Annotated in this window: 18 protein-coding genes; 7 read left to right on the plus strand and 11 right to left on the minus strand. The window is 34.2% G+C overall.

Annotated elements, in window-relative coordinates:
* Positions 1-89: 89 nt before the first annotated feature.
* On the minus strand, positions 90-1,001 hold the full coding sequence (locus DXU93_RS07075; protein WP_116880573.1) for a helix-turn-helix domain-containing protein: 912 nt from the start codon (positions 999-1,001) through the stop codon (positions 90-92).
* A gap of 167 nt (positions 1,002-1,168) precedes the next feature.
* On the opposite strand from DXU93_RS07075, the gene DXU93_RS07080 reads away from it, so the two are divergent.
* Positions 1,169-1,807: a cysteine hydrolase gene (locus DXU93_RS07080; protein WP_116880574.1), complete on the plus strand. Its 639-nt coding sequence runs from the start codon at positions 1,169-1,171 to the stop codon at positions 1,805-1,807.
* Between the two features lie 104 nt (positions 1,808-1,911).
* A complete protein-coding gene (locus DXU93_RS07085) occupies positions 1,912-4,857 on the plus strand; it encodes an FAD-binding and (Fe-S)-binding domain-containing protein (RefSeq protein ID WP_116880575.1) in 2,946 nt (981 codons plus the stop codon).
* Positions 4,858-4,901: 44 nt separating this feature from the next.
* Here DXU93_RS07085 and DXU93_RS07090 read toward each other — a convergent pair whose 3' ends face one another.
* Genes DXU93_RS07090 through DXU93_RS07105 form a run of 4 tightly spaced genes read right to left on the minus strand, consistent with a single transcriptional unit; the run spans position 4,902 to position 7,016 of the window.
* Positions 4,902-5,780, minus strand: coding sequence for a T9SS type A sorting domain-containing protein (locus DXU93_RS07090; protein WP_116880576.1), 879 nt, complete (start codon positions 5,778-5,780; stop codon positions 4,902-4,904).
* Positions 5,781-5,820: 40 nt separating this feature from the next.
* Positions 5,821-6,156: a n-acetylglutamate synthase gene (locus DXU93_RS07095; RefSeq protein WP_116880577.1), complete on the minus strand. Its 336-nt coding sequence runs from the start codon at positions 6,154-6,156 to the stop codon at positions 5,821-5,823.
* Positions 6,157-6,172: 16 nt separating this feature from the next.
* Positions 6,173-6,565: a hypothetical protein gene (locus DXU93_RS07100; RefSeq protein ID WP_123776075.1), complete on the minus strand. Its 393-nt coding sequence runs from the start codon at positions 6,563-6,565 to the stop codon at positions 6,173-6,175.
* Positions 6,566-6,593: 28 nt separating this feature from the next.
* Positions 6,594-7,016, minus strand: coding sequence for a hypothetical protein (locus tag DXU93_RS07105; protein WP_116880579.1), 423 nt, complete (start codon positions 7,014-7,016; stop codon positions 6,594-6,596).
* Between the two features lie 271 nt (positions 7,017-7,287).
* On the opposite strand from DXU93_RS07105, the gene DXU93_RS07110 reads away from it, so the two are divergent.
* Together DXU93_RS07110 and DXU93_RS07115 are read left to right on the plus strand one after the other, a co-directional pair.
* Positions 7,288-7,860: a DUF4293 family protein gene (locus DXU93_RS07110; RefSeq protein ID WP_116880580.1), complete on the plus strand. Its 573-nt coding sequence runs from the start codon at positions 7,288-7,290 to the stop codon at positions 7,858-7,860.
* A complete protein-coding gene (locus DXU93_RS07115) occupies positions 7,860-9,764 on the plus strand; it encodes an ABC-F family ATP-binding cassette domain-containing protein (protein WP_116880581.1) in 1,905 nt (634 codons plus the stop codon). The genes DXU93_RS07110 and DXU93_RS07115 overlap by 1 nt, the downstream gene beginning before the upstream one ends.
* Before the next feature lie 346 nt (positions 9,765-10,110).
* Here the strand turns inward: DXU93_RS07115 and DXU93_RS07120 are convergent, their stop codons facing one another.
* Positions 10,111-10,482: a four helix bundle protein gene (locus DXU93_RS07120; RefSeq protein ID WP_116880582.1), complete on the minus strand. Its 372-nt coding sequence runs from the start codon at positions 10,480-10,482 to the stop codon at positions 10,111-10,113.
* A gap of 333 nt (positions 10,483-10,815) precedes the next feature.
* On the opposite strand from DXU93_RS07120, the gene DXU93_RS07125 reads away from it, so the two are divergent.
* The 3 genes from DXU93_RS07125 (at position 10,816) to DXU93_RS07135 (ending at position 12,715) form a co-directional block, all read left to right on the plus strand.
* Positions 10,816-11,361: a 30S ribosomal protein S16 gene (locus DXU93_RS07125; protein WP_116880583.1), complete on the plus strand. Its 546-nt coding sequence runs from the start codon at positions 10,816-10,818 to the stop codon at positions 11,359-11,361.
* Between the two features lie 21 nt (positions 11,362-11,382).
* Positions 11,383-11,919 carry a ribosome maturation factor RimM gene (gene rimM, locus DXU93_RS07130; RefSeq protein WP_116880584.1) on the plus strand — a complete coding sequence of 179 codons (537 nt, stop codon included), beginning with the start codon at positions 11,383-11,385 and terminating at the stop codon, positions 11,917-11,919.
* 88 nt (positions 11,920-12,007) lie between these two features.
* Entirely contained in the window at positions 12,008-12,715 is a 708-nt protein-coding gene (locus DXU93_RS07135) for a tRNA1(Val) (adenine(37)-N6)-methyltransferase (RefSeq protein WP_116880585.1), read from the plus strand.
* A 38-nt stretch (positions 12,716-12,753) separates the two neighbouring features.
* Here the strand turns inward: DXU93_RS07135 and DXU93_RS07140 are convergent, their stop codons facing one another.
* The 5 genes from DXU93_RS07140 to DXU93_RS07160 all read right to left on the minus strand — a co-directional run bounded on the left by DXU93_RS07140 (position 12,754) and on the right by DXU93_RS07160 (position 17,767).
* Complete coding sequence (locus DXU93_RS07140) at positions 12,754-13,581, minus strand: DUF2797 domain-containing protein (RefSeq protein ID WP_116880586.1); 828 nt, start codon at positions 13,579-13,581, stop codon at positions 12,754-12,756.
* A 119-nt stretch (positions 13,582-13,700) separates the two neighbouring features.
* Entirely contained in the window at positions 13,701-15,332 is a 1,632-nt protein-coding gene (locus DXU93_RS07145) for a NupC/NupG family nucleoside CNT transporter (protein ID WP_116880587.1), read from the minus strand.
* The gene (locus DXU93_RS07150; RefSeq protein ID WP_116880588.1) at positions 15,307-15,909 is read right to left on the minus strand and encodes a bifunctional nuclease family protein; all 603 of its coding nucleotides are present in this window, start codon (positions 15,907-15,909) and stop codon (positions 15,307-15,309) included. Before DXU93_RS07150 ends, DXU93_RS07145 begins: the two co-directional genes overlap by 26 nt.
* A 149-nt stretch (positions 15,910-16,058) precedes the next feature.
* Positions 16,059-17,000: an electron transfer flavoprotein subunit alpha/FixB family protein gene (locus DXU93_RS07155; RefSeq protein WP_116880589.1), complete on the minus strand. Its 942-nt coding sequence runs from the start codon at positions 16,998-17,000 to the stop codon at positions 16,059-16,061.
* A 26-nt stretch (positions 17,001-17,026) separates the two neighbouring features.
* Complete coding sequence (locus DXU93_RS07160; RefSeq protein ID WP_116880590.1) at positions 17,027-17,767, minus strand: electron transfer flavoprotein subunit beta/FixA family protein; 741 nt, start codon at positions 17,765-17,767, stop codon at positions 17,027-17,029.
* Between the last annotated feature and the right edge of the window lie 294 nt (positions 17,768-18,061).

Genomic DNA, 18,061 nt, shown 5'->3' on the forward strand with positions numbered 1-18,061 from the left:
TAATGTAATTGAGGTTCAGAACCAAAGACCGTAATCGGTATAAATAAAGGAGGTAATGTAAAAATTAGGATTTTAAAACTTCAATTGATTTAGTGATTGTTCAAGACGAACTGTTTTGGAGTCATTCCTTCATGTTTCTTAAATAAACGAATGAAATAATTGGCACTTGAAAAACCTGTAGAATAAGCTGTTTCTTTAATAGAAAGTTGCTCTTCAAGCAATAGTTTTTTGGCCGCTTTTAATCTTTCTTCTATAATGAGTTGGTAAGGTGATAAACCTAATTCTGCTCCAAAAGCGCGGTAAAATGCCGATTTACTCATGTCTGCTACTTGAAGTAAATCATCTATACTGATGTCTCGGTAAATGTTTTGACGAATAAAGTAAATGATAGCAGAGAAAGGGGAGTTGTTGGTGTTCTGTTGGGCTGACTCCTTTAAAACACTAACGTATTGCATCTTCATCACACAAAGAATCATTTCTTTCAAGAGCATTTTAATATGAATCTCTTTAAATGGATCTGTTGAATGGGCAATTCTAGATATCTTTTTATGAATGTTGACTAACTCTTCATTGTTATATAATAAGATCGAATTATCTAAGGTTTGCCAACCATTAATAAAAGCATTGTCATTTATAGCTTCATTAAATTCCTCGATTTGGCGATTGACAAAAGTATTGTCTAAAGTTAACGCTGAACATTGCGTCGGATCTTTAAAAGATGCTTCTGGAAAATCAATGTTTAAGATTTCAGATGAAGGAGCAATAATGGTATTCCCTGGATTGTAATCTCTTATTTTGTTGTCTTGAAACTTTACTTTTTTTGTACCTCTCAACATCGAAGTAATGGTAAAACCTTTAAAACTCAATGGAAAGTCCATCACTCTTTTGCGTGTTTCATAAATGTTTAATTCACACATGTCGAAATTATAACCACGAGATTGTTCCACCAAGCTATTGACTTGATGAACAGGTGTTAATTGTAATGGCTTGAGCTTGAACATGAACTAAAAGTACTGAATAATTTTAATGCTTACAAATCTTGGGAAGAATGTGCTATTCATATATAAGATTGTGACATCTTTTTCAAAAGTGAAAAGCTAAATTGCCATTGCATTTGTCTGCTTTTTAAGTGGGATTTGCATAATTTCTAACTAAAAAACATTATGATATGAATAAGAATGAAACAGCAATCGTATTAATTGAATTTCAAAATGATTTTACTTCAGAAGGTGGGATTTTCCATGAAGGAGTAAAAACGGTAATGGAAGAAACTAACATGCTTGCCAATACTGAAAAATTGGTAGCACAAGCCAGAAAAGAAGGTGTTCAAATTATCCATGTTCCAATTTCTTTCACAGAAAACTATAAAGAGTTAACGAATACACCTTATGGGATTTTAAAAGGTATTGTCGACAATAATGCTTTTCAAAAATCTACTTGGGGAGTAGAAATCGTTGATTCTTTAAAGCCACAAAAAAAAGATATCGTAATTGAAGGAAAACGTGGTCTTTGTGGATTCCACAGTACAAATTTAGATTTCATTTTAAGAAGCAAAGGCATTAAAAATGTTGCTATCGGAGGATTTTTAACGAACTGTTGTGTTGAGTCTACAATGCGTACAGCTTATGAAAACGGGTTTAATGTCGTTACCCTTAAAGATTGTTGTGCCGGATTAAGTATAGAGGAACATAATAATGCAATTGCAAAGGATTTCCCAATGTTTAGTGAACCAATGAGTAGTACAGATTTTATTTCAGCAGTAACAAGTGAAGAAGACTTAGTTTTGACTGGAAAAGCGTATGAATAGTGTTCAAACACGAATTATATCAGGAGAGGAAATTTAAGTTTTCTCTCTTTTTTTTATAAGATGATAATTGGAATTGTTTAATTTGATACTTTTTAGCTGTATTCATGGTGGATTTAGAAATAAGTAATAAAAGTTTAGCTGCTTTTGCTCAGACTTTAGAAGGAGAATTTTATTATACTGATTTAATGAAAGTGATTTATGCAACCGATGCTTCGGTGTATAGAGAACTACCATTGGCTGTGGCCTTACCAAAAAATGATGAGGATTTAAAAAAACTGATCGAGTTTGCAAACACACATAAAACTTCTTTAATTCCACGAGCAGCTGGAACATCTCTTGCTGGTCAATTGGTCGGGAAAGGAATAGTTGTAGATATTTCAAAACACTTTACTAAAATAATCGAATTCAATGAAAAGGAGAAGTGGGTGAGGGTTCAACCAGGTGTTGTGAGAGATGAACTCAACGCTTTTCTAAAGCCTTTTGGTTTGTTTTTTAGTCCGATTACTTCTACTGCAAATCGTGCCATGATCGGTGGAATGGTGGGGAATAATTCGAGTGGAACAACTTCTATTGTGTACGGAACAACACGAGAACATGTTTTGGAATTGAAAACACTTTTATCTGACGGTTCTGAAGCTGTTTTTAATTCCTTAAGTAAATCTGAATTTAAGGCAAAAACGAAATTACCCACGTTGGAAGGAGAAATCTATAGACAAATTCAATTAGAATTAGATCTACCCAAAAATCAAAAAAACATCAGAAAGCATTTCCCTAAAAAAAGTATTCACAGAAGGAATACAGGTTATGCCTTGGATTTTCTCCTTGAAACAGAAATGTTTTCAAAGGAAGAAAAAGCCTTTGACTTTTGTAAGTTGTTGTGTGGATCTGAAGGAACACTTGCGTTTACAACTGAAATTAAATTGCATTTAGATGAGGTTCAAAAACCTGTGGATGTCATTGCTGCACTTCATTTTTCTAATGTTGATGAAAGTTTACGGGCCACGCAATTGGCGATGAAACACAATCCTACACAATGTGAACTGATTGATAAAATTATATTAGATTGTACTAAAGAAAATATCAATCAAAGGAAAAATCGTTGGTTTATTGAAGGCGATCCAGCAGCCTTATTGATGGTTGAATTTAGAGAAGATACCCTTGCAGAAGCGATGTTCAAAGCTGAAACAATGATTACAGATTTGAAAAACCATCAAATGGGTTATGCTTTTCCTGTTATTTCTCCCGAAAACACAGATAAACTTAGGGAATTACGCAAGGCCGGCTTGGGATTATTGGCAAACATTCCTGGAGATAAAAAAGCAGTGGCTTGTATTGAAGACACTGCTGTGGCTTTGGAAGATTTAGCGGATTATATTCAAGATGTTGGAGGAATTATGGATGACTTCGGACAAAAGCAAGTCGTGTATGCCCATGCTGGTGCAGGGGAATTGCATTTGAGACCCATCTTAAACTTGAAAGAAACGCATGATGTAAATCAATTTTATGAAATCAGTAAAGCTTCTGCAGAACTGGTGAAGAAATATGATGGTTCGTTAAGTGGTGAACATGGTGATGGCCGATTAAGAGGAGCTTTTATTCCAATCATGGTTGGAGAGGAAAATTATGAATTATTCAAAAGAGTAAAATCAACTTGGGATCCGAATTATATTTTTAATCCCAATAAAATTGTGGATACTCCGCCAATGAATACTTCTTTGAGATATGAGCCCGACGTTAAAGAAAAGAAAATAGATACGGTATTTGATTTTTCAGATAAAGGAGGAATTTTAAGGGCTGCCGAAAAATGCAATGGATCTGGAGATTGTAGAAAATTACCTTTGTCAGGCGGAACAATGTGTCCGAGTTATCAGGCTACGCGAAATGAAAAAGATACAACCAGAGCAAGAGCCAACACTTTAAGGGAGTTTCTTACCAAAAGTGAAAAGGCAAATCCATTTGATCACGAGGAAATCAAAACGGTAATGGACTTATGTTTGTCATGTAAAGGTTGTACTTCTGAATGTCCTTCAAATGTGGATATGTCAACTTTAAAAGCAGAGTTTTTACATCAATACTATAAAGAAAATGGAGTGCCGTTCCGTGCTAAAGCCTTTGCATATATTAATGAGTTTAATAAGTTAGGTGGAGCTGTTCCTTCACTTTATAATTTCTTTTTAACTAATCCTTTATTCTCAAAACCTGCGAAGAAAATGTTGGGTGTGGCGGAAAAAAGATCACTGCCAACCATTCATAAAGTGAGTTTACGTAAATGGTATAAGAAAAATTATAAGGCAAGCAATGGAGACAATGGTACCGTCGTTTTATTTTGTGATGAATTCACCAATTGGAATGATACCGAAATTGGAATTAAGAGTATTGAACTTTTACAAGCATTAAAGTATCATGTAAAATTGGTAGAACATCCAGAAAGTGGAAGGGCTGCTATTTCGAAAGGATTATTGCCACGAGCTAAAAAGATGGCCAATAAAAATGTTAGTATTTTTAAAGATTTGATCAATTCTGACACTCCATTATTGGGAATAGAACCTTCTGCAATTTTGAGTTTTAGAGATGAATATCCACGATTGGTAGATAAGGAACTTGTAGCTGAAGCAAAAAAAATAAGCAGAAATGTGTTGATGATAGATGAGTTCTTGGCGAGAGAGGTCAAAAAAGGCAAAATTACTTCAGCTGACTTTACAACGAAGAAAGAGGAAATTCTTTTGCATGGTCATTGTCACCAAAAGTCATTAGGGAATATCCATGAATGTGTAAGACTACTATCCGTTCCAGAAAACTATAGCGTTAAATTGATTCCATCAGGATGTTGTGGAATGGCCGGTTCATTTGGCTATGAAAAAGAACATTATGAATTGAGTCAGAAAGTAGGTGGGATGGTTTTATTTCCTGCGGTAAAAAGTGCAGTTAGTGAAACCAAGATTGTGGCTGCAGGAACGAGTTGTAGACATCAAATAAAAGATGCGACTGAACGAAAAGCGATTCATCCTGTGGAGGTGTTGTGGGAGGCTTTGATAAGTTACAAGAAATAAATGTTTATGTGATAAAATCATTTATTATTAATCTTTTTCCGTGCTTATTTTTTTACAATTTTCTTCCGAATGACCCTTTCTTGAAAATACAGATTTAAGAAATAACTCCCTTTGGAAAGGCCGGATAAATCAATTTGATTTTTAGATTTAAAGTTGACTTTCATTTTTTTACCATCAGTGTCGTAAAGCTCTATTTTTTGAATTGATTCTCCATTTTTAATGTTTACGATATCAGTTGTTGGATTGGGATACAATTCAACCAAGTCTAAATTGTTTTCTGATAATCCGACAGTATTCACATTAATGAAGTAATAGGCTCCACCTGTTTGCGAGCAGCCTTCAGAATCGGTAACAGTAACAGCGTATGCTGTAGAGGTAGCAGGACTCGCCCAAAAACCTGAAGCAATAGTTGTATCACTTAATCCATAAGAAGGATTCCAATCGTAAGTAGAAGGTTGAAAACTAGCCATAACATTTGTGCCATCATCGAGGTAAATAGAGTCTCCAGCATTTATTGTAAAACTGAGTTGACCAAGATGTATGAAAAATTGTGATGTGGTTACCAATAAAGTGTCAAAACTCTGACAACCTTGATTGTCTGTAACTTTGAGGTAGAAGAGGATAGAGTCTTCAACGAATGAATTTCCACTAAAAGTGGGATTAGCAATGGTTGTGTCATTTAAAAGGTGAGAAGTATGAACATAGGGAACAACTTGAGATAAGGTTGGGATTGGGTCAATACTCCATTCATAAGTATAAGGTGGTGTACCACCTAAAGCTGCTGGGCTTCCTCCGAGCTGTATTGTTGAGTCTACAGAGCACCTGTGAATGTGTTTTCCAGAAATGGCTTGACATTGCGAAAGTGAGTTTGTACTGAAAATAAGTAGAAGTACAGTAAGTATTGTTGTAAAAATTGCTTTCATAGCTTTGTGTTTTTCCTAAGGTAAATTTAGTCAAATTAATTTAAATCTCCTCCAAAAGAGACTTCCCACTTGTGCAATCCCCAGAAGTCCATTTCCAATCTTCATGTAGTCGTATTTTTCCATTTTCCATTATTTCAGGGACAGATCTGCATACGCCAGTCATTAATTCTCCTTTATGATTCACTTGATGATAACGCATATCGATATTACCTTCTTCATCAACCAATCCGATGAGGTGACCAATTTTAATTTGGCTTCCTTGATATTCTGAAGTTAAAATATTTCCATTTTGTTTGTACTCAAATACAGTCTCAGATGAGGTTTCTCCGTTTTCAGAGTTTTGTAGAGGTCTAAACTTTTTGTTGTTGTAATTCATTGGGCTTAGGGATAGTTTAATCAACGATTAAGCGAATGTTACTATGTTTTTCCTTTCCGAAATTACGGTCCTTATTATATTCAACTCCTCGTAATCGAATTTGAGATTGCTTAAATTCAAAGCTAGGAGGAATTTCAGTATGGTGACCAATCACAGCCTGAATATGATCGTTAATTTCTATTCTTACGGCAACTTGACCGGCCCAAATACAGTATGCTTCTGGTGGACATCGAGATTCTTCGGTAAGTTCAGTGTATTTGACTGTCCATTTTTCTTCACCAACATTTACAATGGCGGTTTCGTTAAAATCTAATTCAAATTCAGTATTTAGACCGTAAGTTTCTTTTTTACAACTTAAAATGGTCATTAATCCGAAGAGTATAATGGTTATTTTTGTGATTAAATTCATACATCTATTGATTTGTAATAATTATAGATTAATTCTCCTTTTTCATTAATCTTTCAAGCTCCTTATTAAATCGTTTGAAATTTCTTTTGTTCTTTCCCCAATCGTAAACTTGGGTAGGTAAAGCACAAATTGACTTAAAACTAATAACTGTAGATTCACCTTTTTGTTGATATTTCAATTCAATGTTTTCTGAAAAGGACGACATAGAATAGCGGGTTTGTGCATAAAAACGATGGTCAAATTCATCTAGCATCACTTTTCTAAATCTAGCATTTTGTAATGCTTCATTGATGATTTTTAAGTTGAGACTTAAATCACCAGAAATAGAAAGTATATCTTGGTATTTACTTGTTAAGGCCAATTCCTTTTTTGTCCAAACTTTATATGCTAACATTGCGAGTATCACAATTATCGGAATAATCCATCCAAATTTTGCTAAGGCTGCCATCATAATAGTGTTTTTTTAAGTTGTGTGTTTCAATATATCTTCGAAAATAAGAAAAATAAAATAAATGACCTTTTTCTAGATTCCACTCATCACATCTCCATTTTTCACTTTTAATTTTTCATTCTTCATTTTTCACTTTTAATTTTCCATTTATAATTCTTCATTTATCACTTTTCACTTTTCATTTATAATTTTTCATTCTTCATTTATCATTCCATTCATCATTCACCCTCCAACATTCAACAAAAAAACTATCTTTGCACAAAAAAAAACTATGATTCAACGCGTTCAATCCATTTATTTATTGTTATCGTTAATTGCTTTGGTTTTCCTAAGTATTGGAACAGATGTTTTTGTTACTGAAGTGAGTCAGGAAGGGCAGTTTGATATGACAAACTATGGAAATGTTTATGGTGTTCAAACTGATATTAATCTTCAAGGAGAACTTTCAGATGAGAATTTAGAATTGTTGAAACAAGCAACTGGAAAGGTTGAAATAACGGAAGAAATGAAAGGAATCCCAAGCTATTATTTCCCGTTTTATTCGATTACAATTTTACTTTCAATGTTAACAGTAGTTGTACTTTTAGGATATAAAAACTTAAAAAGACAATTGAAATTAGGACGTTTACTTTTCGTTTTGAATTTTTTACTTTTTGGAGCAGCAATAGCTCTTTATTATTTAATGAAAGGGAGCACTGTTCCAGAGTCAGCTGAATATGTAACAAGTGCACAATTGAGTTTTGGTTTTTACTGTATTGCTATAGCATTGGCTTTTTCATTCTTAGCAAATATTGGAATCCGTCGTGATATCAAACTCATCAAATCAATAGATCGTATCCGTTAATGAATTATTTATCAGTTGAACAACTAACGAAAACGTATGGTGACCGTACGATTTTTGAAAATTTAAGCTTTGGAATTGACCAAGGTCAAAAAGTAGCGCTTGTCGCGAAAAACGGTAGCGGAAAATCAACTTTGTTGCGCTGTTTGATAGGCGAAGAGCATTATGACGATGGTCGAGTGGTTTTTAGAAATGACATCAACATTGCGTATTTAGAGCAATCTGATAAATTAAATCCTGAAAACACGATTTACGAAGAGGTATTTGATCACGATTTACCAAAACTCAATGTTTTTAAGAAATATTCTAAAGCAGTAAGAGATAACGACGAGGAAGGAATGGCCAGTTTATTTGAGGCTGTTTCTGAATTGAATGCATGGGATTTGGATAGTTTGGTAGAACAAATTTTATCTAAACTTAAATTGCATAATTACGATGCGAAAGTAAGTACACTTTCTGGAGGTCAGCGAAAACGTGTAGCCTTAGCAAAAGTATTGATCGCAGAACCTGATTTCTTGTTTTTAGATGAGCCAACCAATCACCTCGATTTAGATATGATTGAATGGTTGGAAGAGTATTTATCGAAATCAAATGCCACAATTTTCATGGTAACGCACGACCGATATTTCTTGGAAGTGATTACAGATGAAATTTATGAGCTTGAAGATGAGCAATTGTACCGTTACAAAGGAAACTTCTCCTACTATTTAGAAAAGAAAGCAGAACGAGAAGAGAATTTAGCCGTTGAAGTGGGGAAAGCAAGAAGTCAATTCAAAAAAGAATTGCAATGGATTCGTAGACAACCGAAGGCAAGAGGAACAAAGCAAAAAGCGAGAATTGATGCTTTTGGAGACATTAAGAAAAAAGCACATACAAATATAGACAAGGAAGAACTCGAAATTCCAGTAAAAATGGAACGTTTGGGAACGAAGATTTTGGAATTACATAATATTTCAAAAAGCTATCCCAATTTGAGAATTCTTGACAAGTTAAGTTACACATTTAAACGTAAGGAACGACTTGGGATTGTTGGTCCAAATGGTGTTGGGAAATCAACATTGTTACGTATTATAACTGGAGAAGAAGAACCGGATGCTGGAAAAGTGGTAATTGGTGATACTGTGGTTTTTGGTTACTATTCACAAGCCAATATTGAAGTCGATGAAAATAAAAAAGTCATTGATGTAATTCGTGAAGTTGCTGAATTTATTCCTTTGGAAAAAGGTCGAGAAATGTCGGCAGCACAATTCTTGGAGAAATTTCTTTTCCCGCGCAGTATGCACTATAATTATGTATACAAGTTGAGTGGGGGAGAACGTCGTCGATTAAAATTGATGAAAGTTTTGATGAGCAATCCTAACTTTTTGATTCTCGATGAGCCAACCAATGATTTGGATATTTACATCCTAAGTGTACTTGAAGATTACTTAAAGCACTTCCAAGGTTGTTTGATTATCGTTTCTCACGACCGTTATTTCATGGATAAGATGGTCGACCATATTTTTGTTTTTGAGGGCGATGCTCAAATCAAAGATATTACTGGAAACTATACTGCTTTCCGTGAACAATCGAAAAAAGATTTACTCGAAGAACAAGCCGAAAAGCGTCAAGAAAAAGCGGATGCTGCAAAAGAATCGGCCAAAAAAGCAGAAGAAAAACCTAAAGTAAAAGCAACTAAAAAACCAGCCGAAAAGAAGAAATTAAGTTTTAAAGAAAAGCAAGAGTTTGAGGCCTTAGATGCGGAAGTAGAAGCTTTGGAAACAGAGAAAGAAAACCTAACAGCTATTTTATCAAGTGGCGAGGCGACTTCAGATGAATTGAATGAATCAAGTAAAAGATTAGGAGAGCTAATGCAAGAATTAGAAGCCAAGACAGAGCGTTGGATGGAGTTGGCTGAATTTGCTTAGTGAATGAAAAATGGAAAATTAGATACAGTCTACGTGATTGACACAATTAATCCGAAAGTTCTCTGATGAAAGTGTATTTATAATTCTTCATTTCTCACTTTCCATTTTCTATTCTTCATTTTTCATTCTTCACTTTTAATTTATAATTCTTCATTCTTCATTCTTCATTTTTCACTTTACGTTTTTAATTTATAATTCTTCATTCTTCATTTTTCATTCTTCACTTTTAATTTATAATTCTCCATTTTTCATTCTTCATTTTTCACTTTACGTTTTTCATTTATAATCTTTTATTCTTCATTTAAAATTAATCTTCCCTCACTTTTCATTTATAATTTCTCATTCTTCATTTTTTATATAAGCTCTTCTTCACTGTTTTTATAGAACTCACTAACATTGAAATCAATTCCTTACATTGTTCTTGTAATTTTGTAAAATCATCATTGCATAAGTAACCAGTGTCTTTTAACAACATTAACCAATAATCAGTTTCGTTTGCTTCTTTAAGGGATACAGTATATTTGTTAATGAAATCGGCTTTGCTAGCAGCGAATTCCCCTTCTCTTATCAAAGCTCCAATGGCTGTCCCAGAACGTAGTATTTGTTTACTTAGAACGTATTCTTTTTTCTTAGAAACTAAATCTTGACTAAGCCTCACAATTTTTATTGCAAATGTGAAACTCTTCTCTTTAAGTGGGTTAGGTCTTTTTTTAATCATATTCTAATATAAGAATTTTAATTGTCTTTTGAAAGCTCCTTATAATTTTTCACTTTTCACTTTTCATTTATAATTTTTAATTCTTCATTTTTCATTCTTCATTCTTCACTTTTCATTTATAATTTTTCATTTTTAATTCTTCATTTTCCATTTTTCATTCATAATTTTTAATTCTTCACTTTTAATTTATAATTCTTCATTTTTCACTGTTCATTTATAATTCTTCATTTTTCACTTTTAAATTTTTCATTAATCAAATAAATACCACTATATTTGCACCCTTATAAATAAATATTATTAATCGGAGTTTCGAACTCCAACCAATAAAACATTATGGCAACAAAAATTAGATTGCAAAGACACGGTAAGAAAGGATATGCTTTTTACCACGTAGTAGCGGCAGATTCACGTGCACCACGTGATGGACGTTTTATCGAAAAATTGGGTACTTACAACCCAAACACAAATCCAGCAACAATTGACCTTGATTTTGATAAAACATTATCATGGGTTTCTAAAGGAGCTGAGATGTCTGATACAGCACGTGCGATTCTTTCGTATAGAGGTGTATTGTACAAAAATCACTTACTTAGAGGTGTAGCAAAAGGAGCTTTAACTGAAGCTGATGTTGAGAAAAAATTCGAAGCATGGTTGAATGATAAAGACGCTAAAATTTCTAAGAAATCTGAAGGTTTATCTGATTCAATGAAGAAAGCAGAAGCAGATCGTTTAGCTGCAGAGCGTAAAGTAAACGAAGAAAGAGCTGCTGCAATTGCTGCAAAGAATGCACCTGAGGAAGTAGAAGAAGAAACTCCAGCTGAAGAAGGTGGTGAAGAAGCTCCTGCTGAAGAAAAAACAGACGAAACAGAAGAAAAATAATTCTTACAATCGTTAAAGAAAATGAATAAAGCAGATTGCTTTAATTTAGGTTACGTAGCGAAACTTCACAGTTATAAAGGTGAAGTTTCGCTTTTTTTTGATGCGACAGATCCAGAAAAGTACGCTAACCTTGACGCCGTATTTATTGACGTAGACGGAATTCTAACACCTTTCTTTGTAGAGAAAATCACAATGAAGGACAAAGGATTTGCGAAAGTCAAATTTGAAGGTGTCGACTCTGAAAAGGATGCACGAATCATTCTTAAAAAGGAACTTTTCCTTCCCCTACAAGTACTACCTGAGTTAACAGGTAAACATTTCTATGATCACGAAATTATTGGTTTTGCAGTAATCGATGAAGTATATGGCGAAGTAGGCGAGGTTGTTCAAGTTTTAGATTATAAAATCAACCCTTTATTGCAGGTGCAAAATACACAACTTGACAAAGAAGTGTTATTGCCTTTAGGAAATGATTTAGTGCAAAAAGTGGATCGTGAAAAGAAAGAATTGCACGTCAAAGCCACTGCAGGATTGATCGAAATGTATTTGGAATCGTAGGGACGATTTTCAATTTGTCCATACCAATTCCAAATGGCCCCAAACCAATATCAATTTCCATTTTTGAATATCAAAAACCTCCCTTTTTATGAGCATATTCAAATTCAAAAAATTTAATGTTCACCAGGATAATGTCCCGCAAAAAGTAGGAACGGATGCAATGGTTTTAGGGGCTATGATAGATCCATCAAATCAGCCTAAAAAAATACTAGATGTTGGAACGGGTTGTGGAGTAATCGCTTTAATGTTAGCGCAAAAATATCCAGGTTCGCAGGTTACAGGACTCGATATTGACGAAAAAGCAATTGCACAAGCAAAAATCAATTTTGAAGAAGCAAATAGAGGACAACTCAATGCCGATTTCTCAGCAATACATCAAGATTTTTTATCTTATTCTCCAGATTTACCACTAGATTTAATTGTTTCCAATCCACCGTATTTCAATACCAAAATGCCATCTGAAAATGAACAACGTAGTTTGGCCCGTCATGAAAACAGTATGTCACTCGAAGGTTTTATTGACCATTCTACTAATCTATTAAGTGACAATGGTGAATTATGGATGATCATTCCTGCAGAAAGAACAGCATCCTTGGTTGAAAGTAGCAAAATACTAAAGCTAATTCGACAAATACGTATTTTCGGTAAGCCTGGAAGACATGTAAGAGATGTGGTCGTGTTTTCAAAAAGACAACCTAGGTTTATCGAGTCTTCTTTAACAATTAGAGATGATGAGAATAATTATACAGAGGAGTATAAAGAACTGACGATTGATTTCCATTTTAATCAACTATAAGTTCAATATTAAAATGAAGTATTTTTAATTGTGAATTATCAATTCTCAATTGAAAACTCCACTTCATAACTCGTATGTCTACGTATATTCATCACGCGGTCACCATCCAAAATAAAGTACTGTCCTTTAATTCCTTTTAATGTGCCAGATATTTCTGGAAGCTTGTCGAGATTAACGCTTTTGATTTTAACAGGATATTCTATAACCGGATAATTGATATCTGTTACTTCATCTTCATCTGTGATGTATTGTGCGAGATCCTCAGGTAAAGCTTCTTCGAGTTCCCATTTCGTTTCTTCAAGATCAATGTTTTCATCAACTTCATTACGCAACATTTTTCGCCAATTGGTTTTATCTGTAAACTGAGATTTTAAAGCAACTTCCAAAACTCCAGCTAAATATCGATTCGGTGTTTCAGCTAGTTGTATCGCTTCATTTGCACCTTGATCTATCCATCGAGTCGGAATTTGCGTTTCTCTTGTTACACCGACTTTAATTACGTCGCTAGCTGCAAGGTAGACAACATGTGGTTGATTGTGGTTCCTCTCTTCCCACTCAACATCTCTCCCTTCACCGAGGTGAGCTTTACACAATTCAGGTCGAATGATACATTCTGCAGATTCTGGAGCGTCTTTAAAACAAGTATAACAAAATCCTTGATTAAATGAAGTTTTGGTCTTTTTACCACATTTTTTGCAGAAAATATTTCCCTCAAATTGAAAGTTAACTCGTTTTCCTATTAATTCATTGGCAGAAATTAATTGCTCTTCACCAGTCTTTGTATTATGAAATTTAAGTTGATAATGTACGTTGTTTTCATCATCAAGTGAAACGTTCATTTTTCTCAATTCTCCTTTAATATTCATTTTGAAAGTGTTTTATTCTAATTAGATAAAAGCTATATCGCAATGGATTTTGCCAAAATATTTAAGATAACTTTAGTGTGCGATTGAAACTTTAATTATGTAGTTGACAGAATTAATTCTTAAAACAACATACCTACCATTGTAGCTGTTAACATACAAGCCAAAGTTCCTGCAATTAATGAGAGTACACCATAACGTGCCAAAATAGGCTTCTTGTCAGGTGCAATTGCTCCAATACCTCCAACTTGAATTCCAATTGAAGCAAAATTTGCAAAACCACACAAGACATAGGTTCCAATGATTACCGATTTAGCTGAAATCTCGTCTTGTAATTCCCCTAAATGTGGATAAGCAACAAATTCATTAATGATTGTTTTTTCACCAAGTAATTGTCCAATAATCATGGTGTCTTGCCAAGGAACTCCCATTAACCATGCGATTGGAGAGAGGGCGTTACCTACAATATATTGAAAAGATAATTCAGTATATAAAGTTGAACTATTGGCAATGATTTCATTTAATCCAGTATAGTGTCCTACTTTTCCTAACATGAAATTCGCAAGAGCGATCAATGAAATAAATACGATTAACATTGCAGCAACATTTACTGCCAATTTTAAACCATCTGTTGTACCATTTGCGATAGCTTCGAGTGCGTTTACACCCAATTTGTCTTTGGGTACAGTTAAATCCTTATTGATTTTTTCAGTTTCGGGTAATAATATTTTTGAAAAAACGATTGCTGCCGGAGCAGACATTAATGAAGCGGTCAATAAGTGTTTAGCAAAGAAAACTTTTTGTTCTGGATCGTCTCCTCCTAAAAATCCAATATATGCAGCCAATACACCACCTGCAATAGTTGCCATTCCTCCCGCCATTAGACAAAGGATTTCACTATTGGTCATTTTACTCAAATAAGGTTTTACGAGTAAAGGAGCTTCTGTTTGACCAAGAAATACATTTCCCGCTGCTGATACACTTTCAGCACCAGATAAACCCATTAACCTTTTCATAACCCAAGCCATTCCATATACTACACGTTGTAGGATTCCCCAATAGTATAGCAGACTTGTTAATGCAGAAAAGAAAATAACTGACGGTAAAACCCAAGTCACAAAGTTTTTAACGAGCGGAGACATTTCTCCGGTGATCACACTACTGAAAACAAACATTGCTCCTTCGTGGGCCATGTCTACTACTTTCACAAAAGCCTGAGAAATAAAGTCAAAACCTGTTTCAATTAGAGGAACTTTTAGAATAAGTAAAGCCAAGACAATTTGCAATAAAATTCCTTTTGCAACAAGTGGCCAATTGATTCTTTTTTTATTCTTACTTAGAAGAAATGCGATTAACAATAATGCAGCAACACCTAATATTCCACGGAAAATTCCTCCCCAAGAAAAGGATGCAGCTAAAGTTTTGTTTTCTTTTAAGTAGGTAATTCTTTCTTTTTCTTTTTCAAGGGCAAATTTTCCTTCTTCTTGCGTAAGTATAGGGAAAATCTCAGTAGTTGTCGAGGAGTCTTCAATGCTTGAAAGTATAAGCTTATTGTCCTCGAGAATATAGTCACCACTTTTTTGAGAAGTTAATATGGTGTCGTTGGTTTTAAAAGTCCCGTTTTCATTTAATTGAAGCGAGAACTTTCTTCTAAACCATTCTTGATCTTCTGCCTGAGCAAAGACACATGTAAATGTCGTGATCAAGAATATAAAAAGGAGTGTTGATCTACGAAGTGCGTTTATTGATTTCATCTCTTAATTTTGATGCGAGCTCATAGTTTTCTTCTTCAACAGCCTTATCCAATTGCGTTTCTAATTCTTTTACTGTTAAATTAGAAAGTTCACTTTTATCTTCAGAAGAAGGTGTGTTTTTCTTCGTTTTTTTAATTGGAGTAGGTGTTTGTTCTTCGATGTCATCTTGGTCTAATCGAATACCCGCAGAGCTAAGGATGTTTTCGTAGGTATAGACATCACATTCAAAACGAACTGCTATTGCTATGGCATCTGAAGTTCTGGCATCTATTTCGATCTCTTTTCCGTCTTGGTCACAAATTAATTTTGCGTAGAAAATCCCTTCTTTAAGATTGTAAATAATTACCTCCTTTACAGTAACATTAAAAGCCTCTGCAAAATTCTTAAACAAGTCATGTGTTAAAGGACGTGAAGGTGTCATATCTTCCAATTCGATGGCAATTGCTTGTGCCTCGAAACCACCTATAATAATCGGTAATCTTCTCAATCCATCAACCTCTGATAATACTAAGGCATAAGCTCCAGATTGTGTCTGACTGTAAGATAATCCAATAATTTCCAGTTTTACTTTTTCCATACTTGGCTAAAGTTCTTGATTTTGAATAGTAAATAAAAGTAATTCGCTTTTAATCATGAATAAACATTATTAAAAACAAATAACAAATTAGGGAAGCTTATGCCTCCCTAATCTGATATCATGTAAAAATAATATTTATTATCGAATGATTAGTTCGAAGCTTTGAATTTTTTTACTGCCTCAGTTAATTTAGGCAATACTTCGAAAGCATCTCCAACTACTCCATAATCTGCAGCTTTAAAGAATGGTGCTTCATCATCAGTGTTGATGACTACGATTGTTTTCGAACCATTTACTCCTGCCAAGTGTTGAATTGCACCTGAGATACCTGCAGCAATATACAAGTTTGGACGTATCGCAACACCTGTTTGACCAACGTGTTCGTGGTGTGGTCTCCAATCTGAATCAGCTACTGGACGAGAACAAGCTGTTGCTGCTCCTAATTCTGTTGCTAAATCTGTAATTAAATTCCAGTTTTCTGGTCCTTTTAAACCTCTACCACCTGAAACAACTAATTCCGCTTCTGGTAATGGTATGTCTCCTTCTGGAAGTTTTGTTTCTTTCACTGTAACACGAGAATCACCAGCATTTCCGTTAAATTCTTCTACTGCTGCGTCAGCTCCAGTTTCTTCTGGTTGGATTGAGTTAGGAAGCAACGCGATAATTTTCTTATCTGTGTTTACCTTAACAAAACCATGTGCTTTTCCAGAAAATACGTTAACTGGAATAGTTCCATCTTCTTGAGGTACTCCAGTTGCTCCTGCAACTAATCCAGCGCTCAATTTAACAGATAAACGTGGTGCAACAGCTTTACCAATTAAATCGTTAGAGAAAACAATTGTTTCTGCTCCTACGTTTTCAGCTGCTGTGGCTACTAATCTTGTGATTTGTTGCTCATCGATTCCTTCAAATGAACGATCAACTAAAACTTTGCTCGCACCGTATTTACCTAACTGTGCTAACATTGAATCATCGGCTTTACCGTTTGTTACAACAGTAACATCGCCTATTTTTTTTGAGTAAGTAACTGCTTCGAATGCATTTTTAGCAATCTTTTCACCGTTACTATTTATATATACTAATACTGACATATTTAAATTCTTTTTTTCGTGGGTGATTATATTACTTTCGCTTCGTTGTGTAGCAATTCTACCAACTCATCCATGTTGTTTGGATCAATTAATTTAACTGCAGATTTTGGAGCTGGTAAAGCATATTTTACAAAAGAAGTTTGTTTCGCTGCATTTGTTGGTTCAACAACATTCAACGGCTTCTTTCTCGCTGCCATAATTCCACGCATGTTTGGAATACGTTGTTCAGCCATTCCTTTAGCACAACTTACAACCAATGGTAATTCAGCTTCAACTGTTTGAACACCACCTGTAATTTCTTTATCAAGTGTTGCTGTTGTTCCGTCAACATCAAGTTTTTCAGCCAATGAAATAAATGGCATATCTAAATGCTCTGCAATCATTCCACCTACTTGTGATCCATTATAGTCAATTGTTTCTTTTCCTAAAAGAACTAAATCATAAGCACCTTCTTTAGCGTAAGCAGCGATTTCAGCAGCTACTTGACTTGCGTCTTCAGGCTTAACATTAATTCTTGTTGCGTCATCAGCACCAATTGCTAAAGCTTTACGGATCGTTGCGTCATCTTCTGCTGTTCCTACAGTAACTGTAGTTACGCTTCCTCCATGAGCTTCTTTTAATTCCAGTCCTCTCACAAGCGCATACCACTCATCATAAGGATTAACAATATATTTAACACCACTTTCGTCAAATTTCGTGTCACCATCAGTGAAAGAAATTTTTGTGGTTGTATCTGGGGCTTTACTAATACAAACGAGTATTTTCATATAATTAAGTTATTTATTTTTTGTCTTGTACAAAAATAGAAAAAGATTTTTCATTACAGCTAATTTTTACAATGTATGCATAGTAAATCTAAAATTATTCTGATTTTTCTACTGTTTTTTTTTCTGCATGAAAGATAAGAATTTATATGGGATTATGTGTTAGTCAACCAAAGTCTTTCTTAAACTTTTGTAAAAGAGAAGGGTTTAAATTTTCTAAATAATTCTGTTTGTCTTTTTTCGATGCAATTATATTCGTGAATTATCTAAGTTTAGTTTTTGCAATTCTCAATTTCT

Origin of the sequence: Brumimicrobium aurantiacum (assembly GCF_003402975.1) — a bacterium.
GTDB classification, from domain to species: Bacteria; Bacteroidota; Bacteroidia; order Flavobacteriales_D; family Crocinitomicaceae; genus Brumimicrobium; species Brumimicrobium aurantiacum.

Coding starts and splice junctions, on each gene's coding strand:
- DXU93_RS07075 (WP_116880573.1), bottom strand. CDS start 1,001: ATGTTCAAGCTCAAGCCATTACAATTAACACCTGTTCATCAAGTCAAT.
- DXU93_RS07080 (WP_116880574.1), top strand. CDS start 1,169: ATGAATAAGAATGAAACAGCAATCGTATTAATTGAATTTCAAAATGAT.
- DXU93_RS07085 (WP_116880575.1), top strand. CDS start 1,912: ATGGTGGATTTAGAAATAAGTAATAAAAGTTTAGCTGCTTTTGCTCAG.
- DXU93_RS07090 (WP_116880576.1), bottom strand. CDS start 5,780: ATGAAAGCAATTTTTACAACAATACTTACTGTACTTCTACTTATTTTC.
- DXU93_RS07095 (WP_116880577.1), bottom strand. CDS start 6,156: ATGAATTACAACAACAAAAAGTTTAGACCTCTACAAAACTCTGAAAAC.
- DXU93_RS07100 (WP_123776075.1), bottom strand. CDS start 6,565: ATGAATTTAATCACAAAAATAACCATTATACTCTTCGGATTAATGACC.
- DXU93_RS07105 (WP_116880579.1), bottom strand. CDS start 7,016: ATGATGGCAGCCTTAGCAAAATTTGGATGGATTATTCCGATAATTGTG.
- DXU93_RS07110 (WP_116880580.1), top strand. CDS start 7,288: ATGATTCAACGCGTTCAATCCATTTATTTATTGTTATCGTTAATTGCT.
- DXU93_RS07115 (WP_116880581.1), top strand. CDS start 7,860: ATGAATTATTTATCAGTTGAACAACTAACGAAAACGTATGGTGACCGT.
- DXU93_RS07120 (WP_116880582.1), bottom strand. CDS start 10,482: ATGATTAAAAAAAGACCTAACCCACTTAAAGAGAAGAGTTTCACATTT.
- DXU93_RS07125 (WP_116880583.1), top strand. CDS start 10,816: ATGGCAACAAAAATTAGATTGCAAAGACACGGTAAGAAAGGATATGCT.
- rimM (WP_116880584.1), top strand. CDS start 11,383: ATGAATAAAGCAGATTGCTTTAATTTAGGTTACGTAGCGAAACTTCAC.
- DXU93_RS07135 (WP_116880585.1), top strand. CDS start 12,008: ATGAGCATATTCAAATTCAAAAAATTTAATGTTCACCAGGATAATGTC.
- DXU93_RS07140 (WP_116880586.1), bottom strand. CDS start 13,581: ATGAATATTAAAGGAGAATTGAGAAAAATGAACGTTTCACTTGATGAT.
- DXU93_RS07145 (WP_116880587.1), bottom strand. CDS start 15,332: ATGAAATCAATAAACGCACTTCGTAGATCAACACTCCTTTTTATATTC.
- DXU93_RS07150 (WP_116880588.1), bottom strand. CDS start 15,909: ATGGAAAAAGTAAAACTGGAAATTATTGGATTATCTTACAGTCAGACA.
- DXU93_RS07155 (WP_116880589.1), bottom strand. CDS start 17,000: ATGTCAGTATTAGTATATATAAATAGTAACGGTGAAAAGATTGCTAAA.
- DXU93_RS07160 (WP_116880590.1), bottom strand. CDS start 17,767: ATGAAAATACTCGTTTGTATTAGTAAAGCCCCAGATACAACCACAAAA.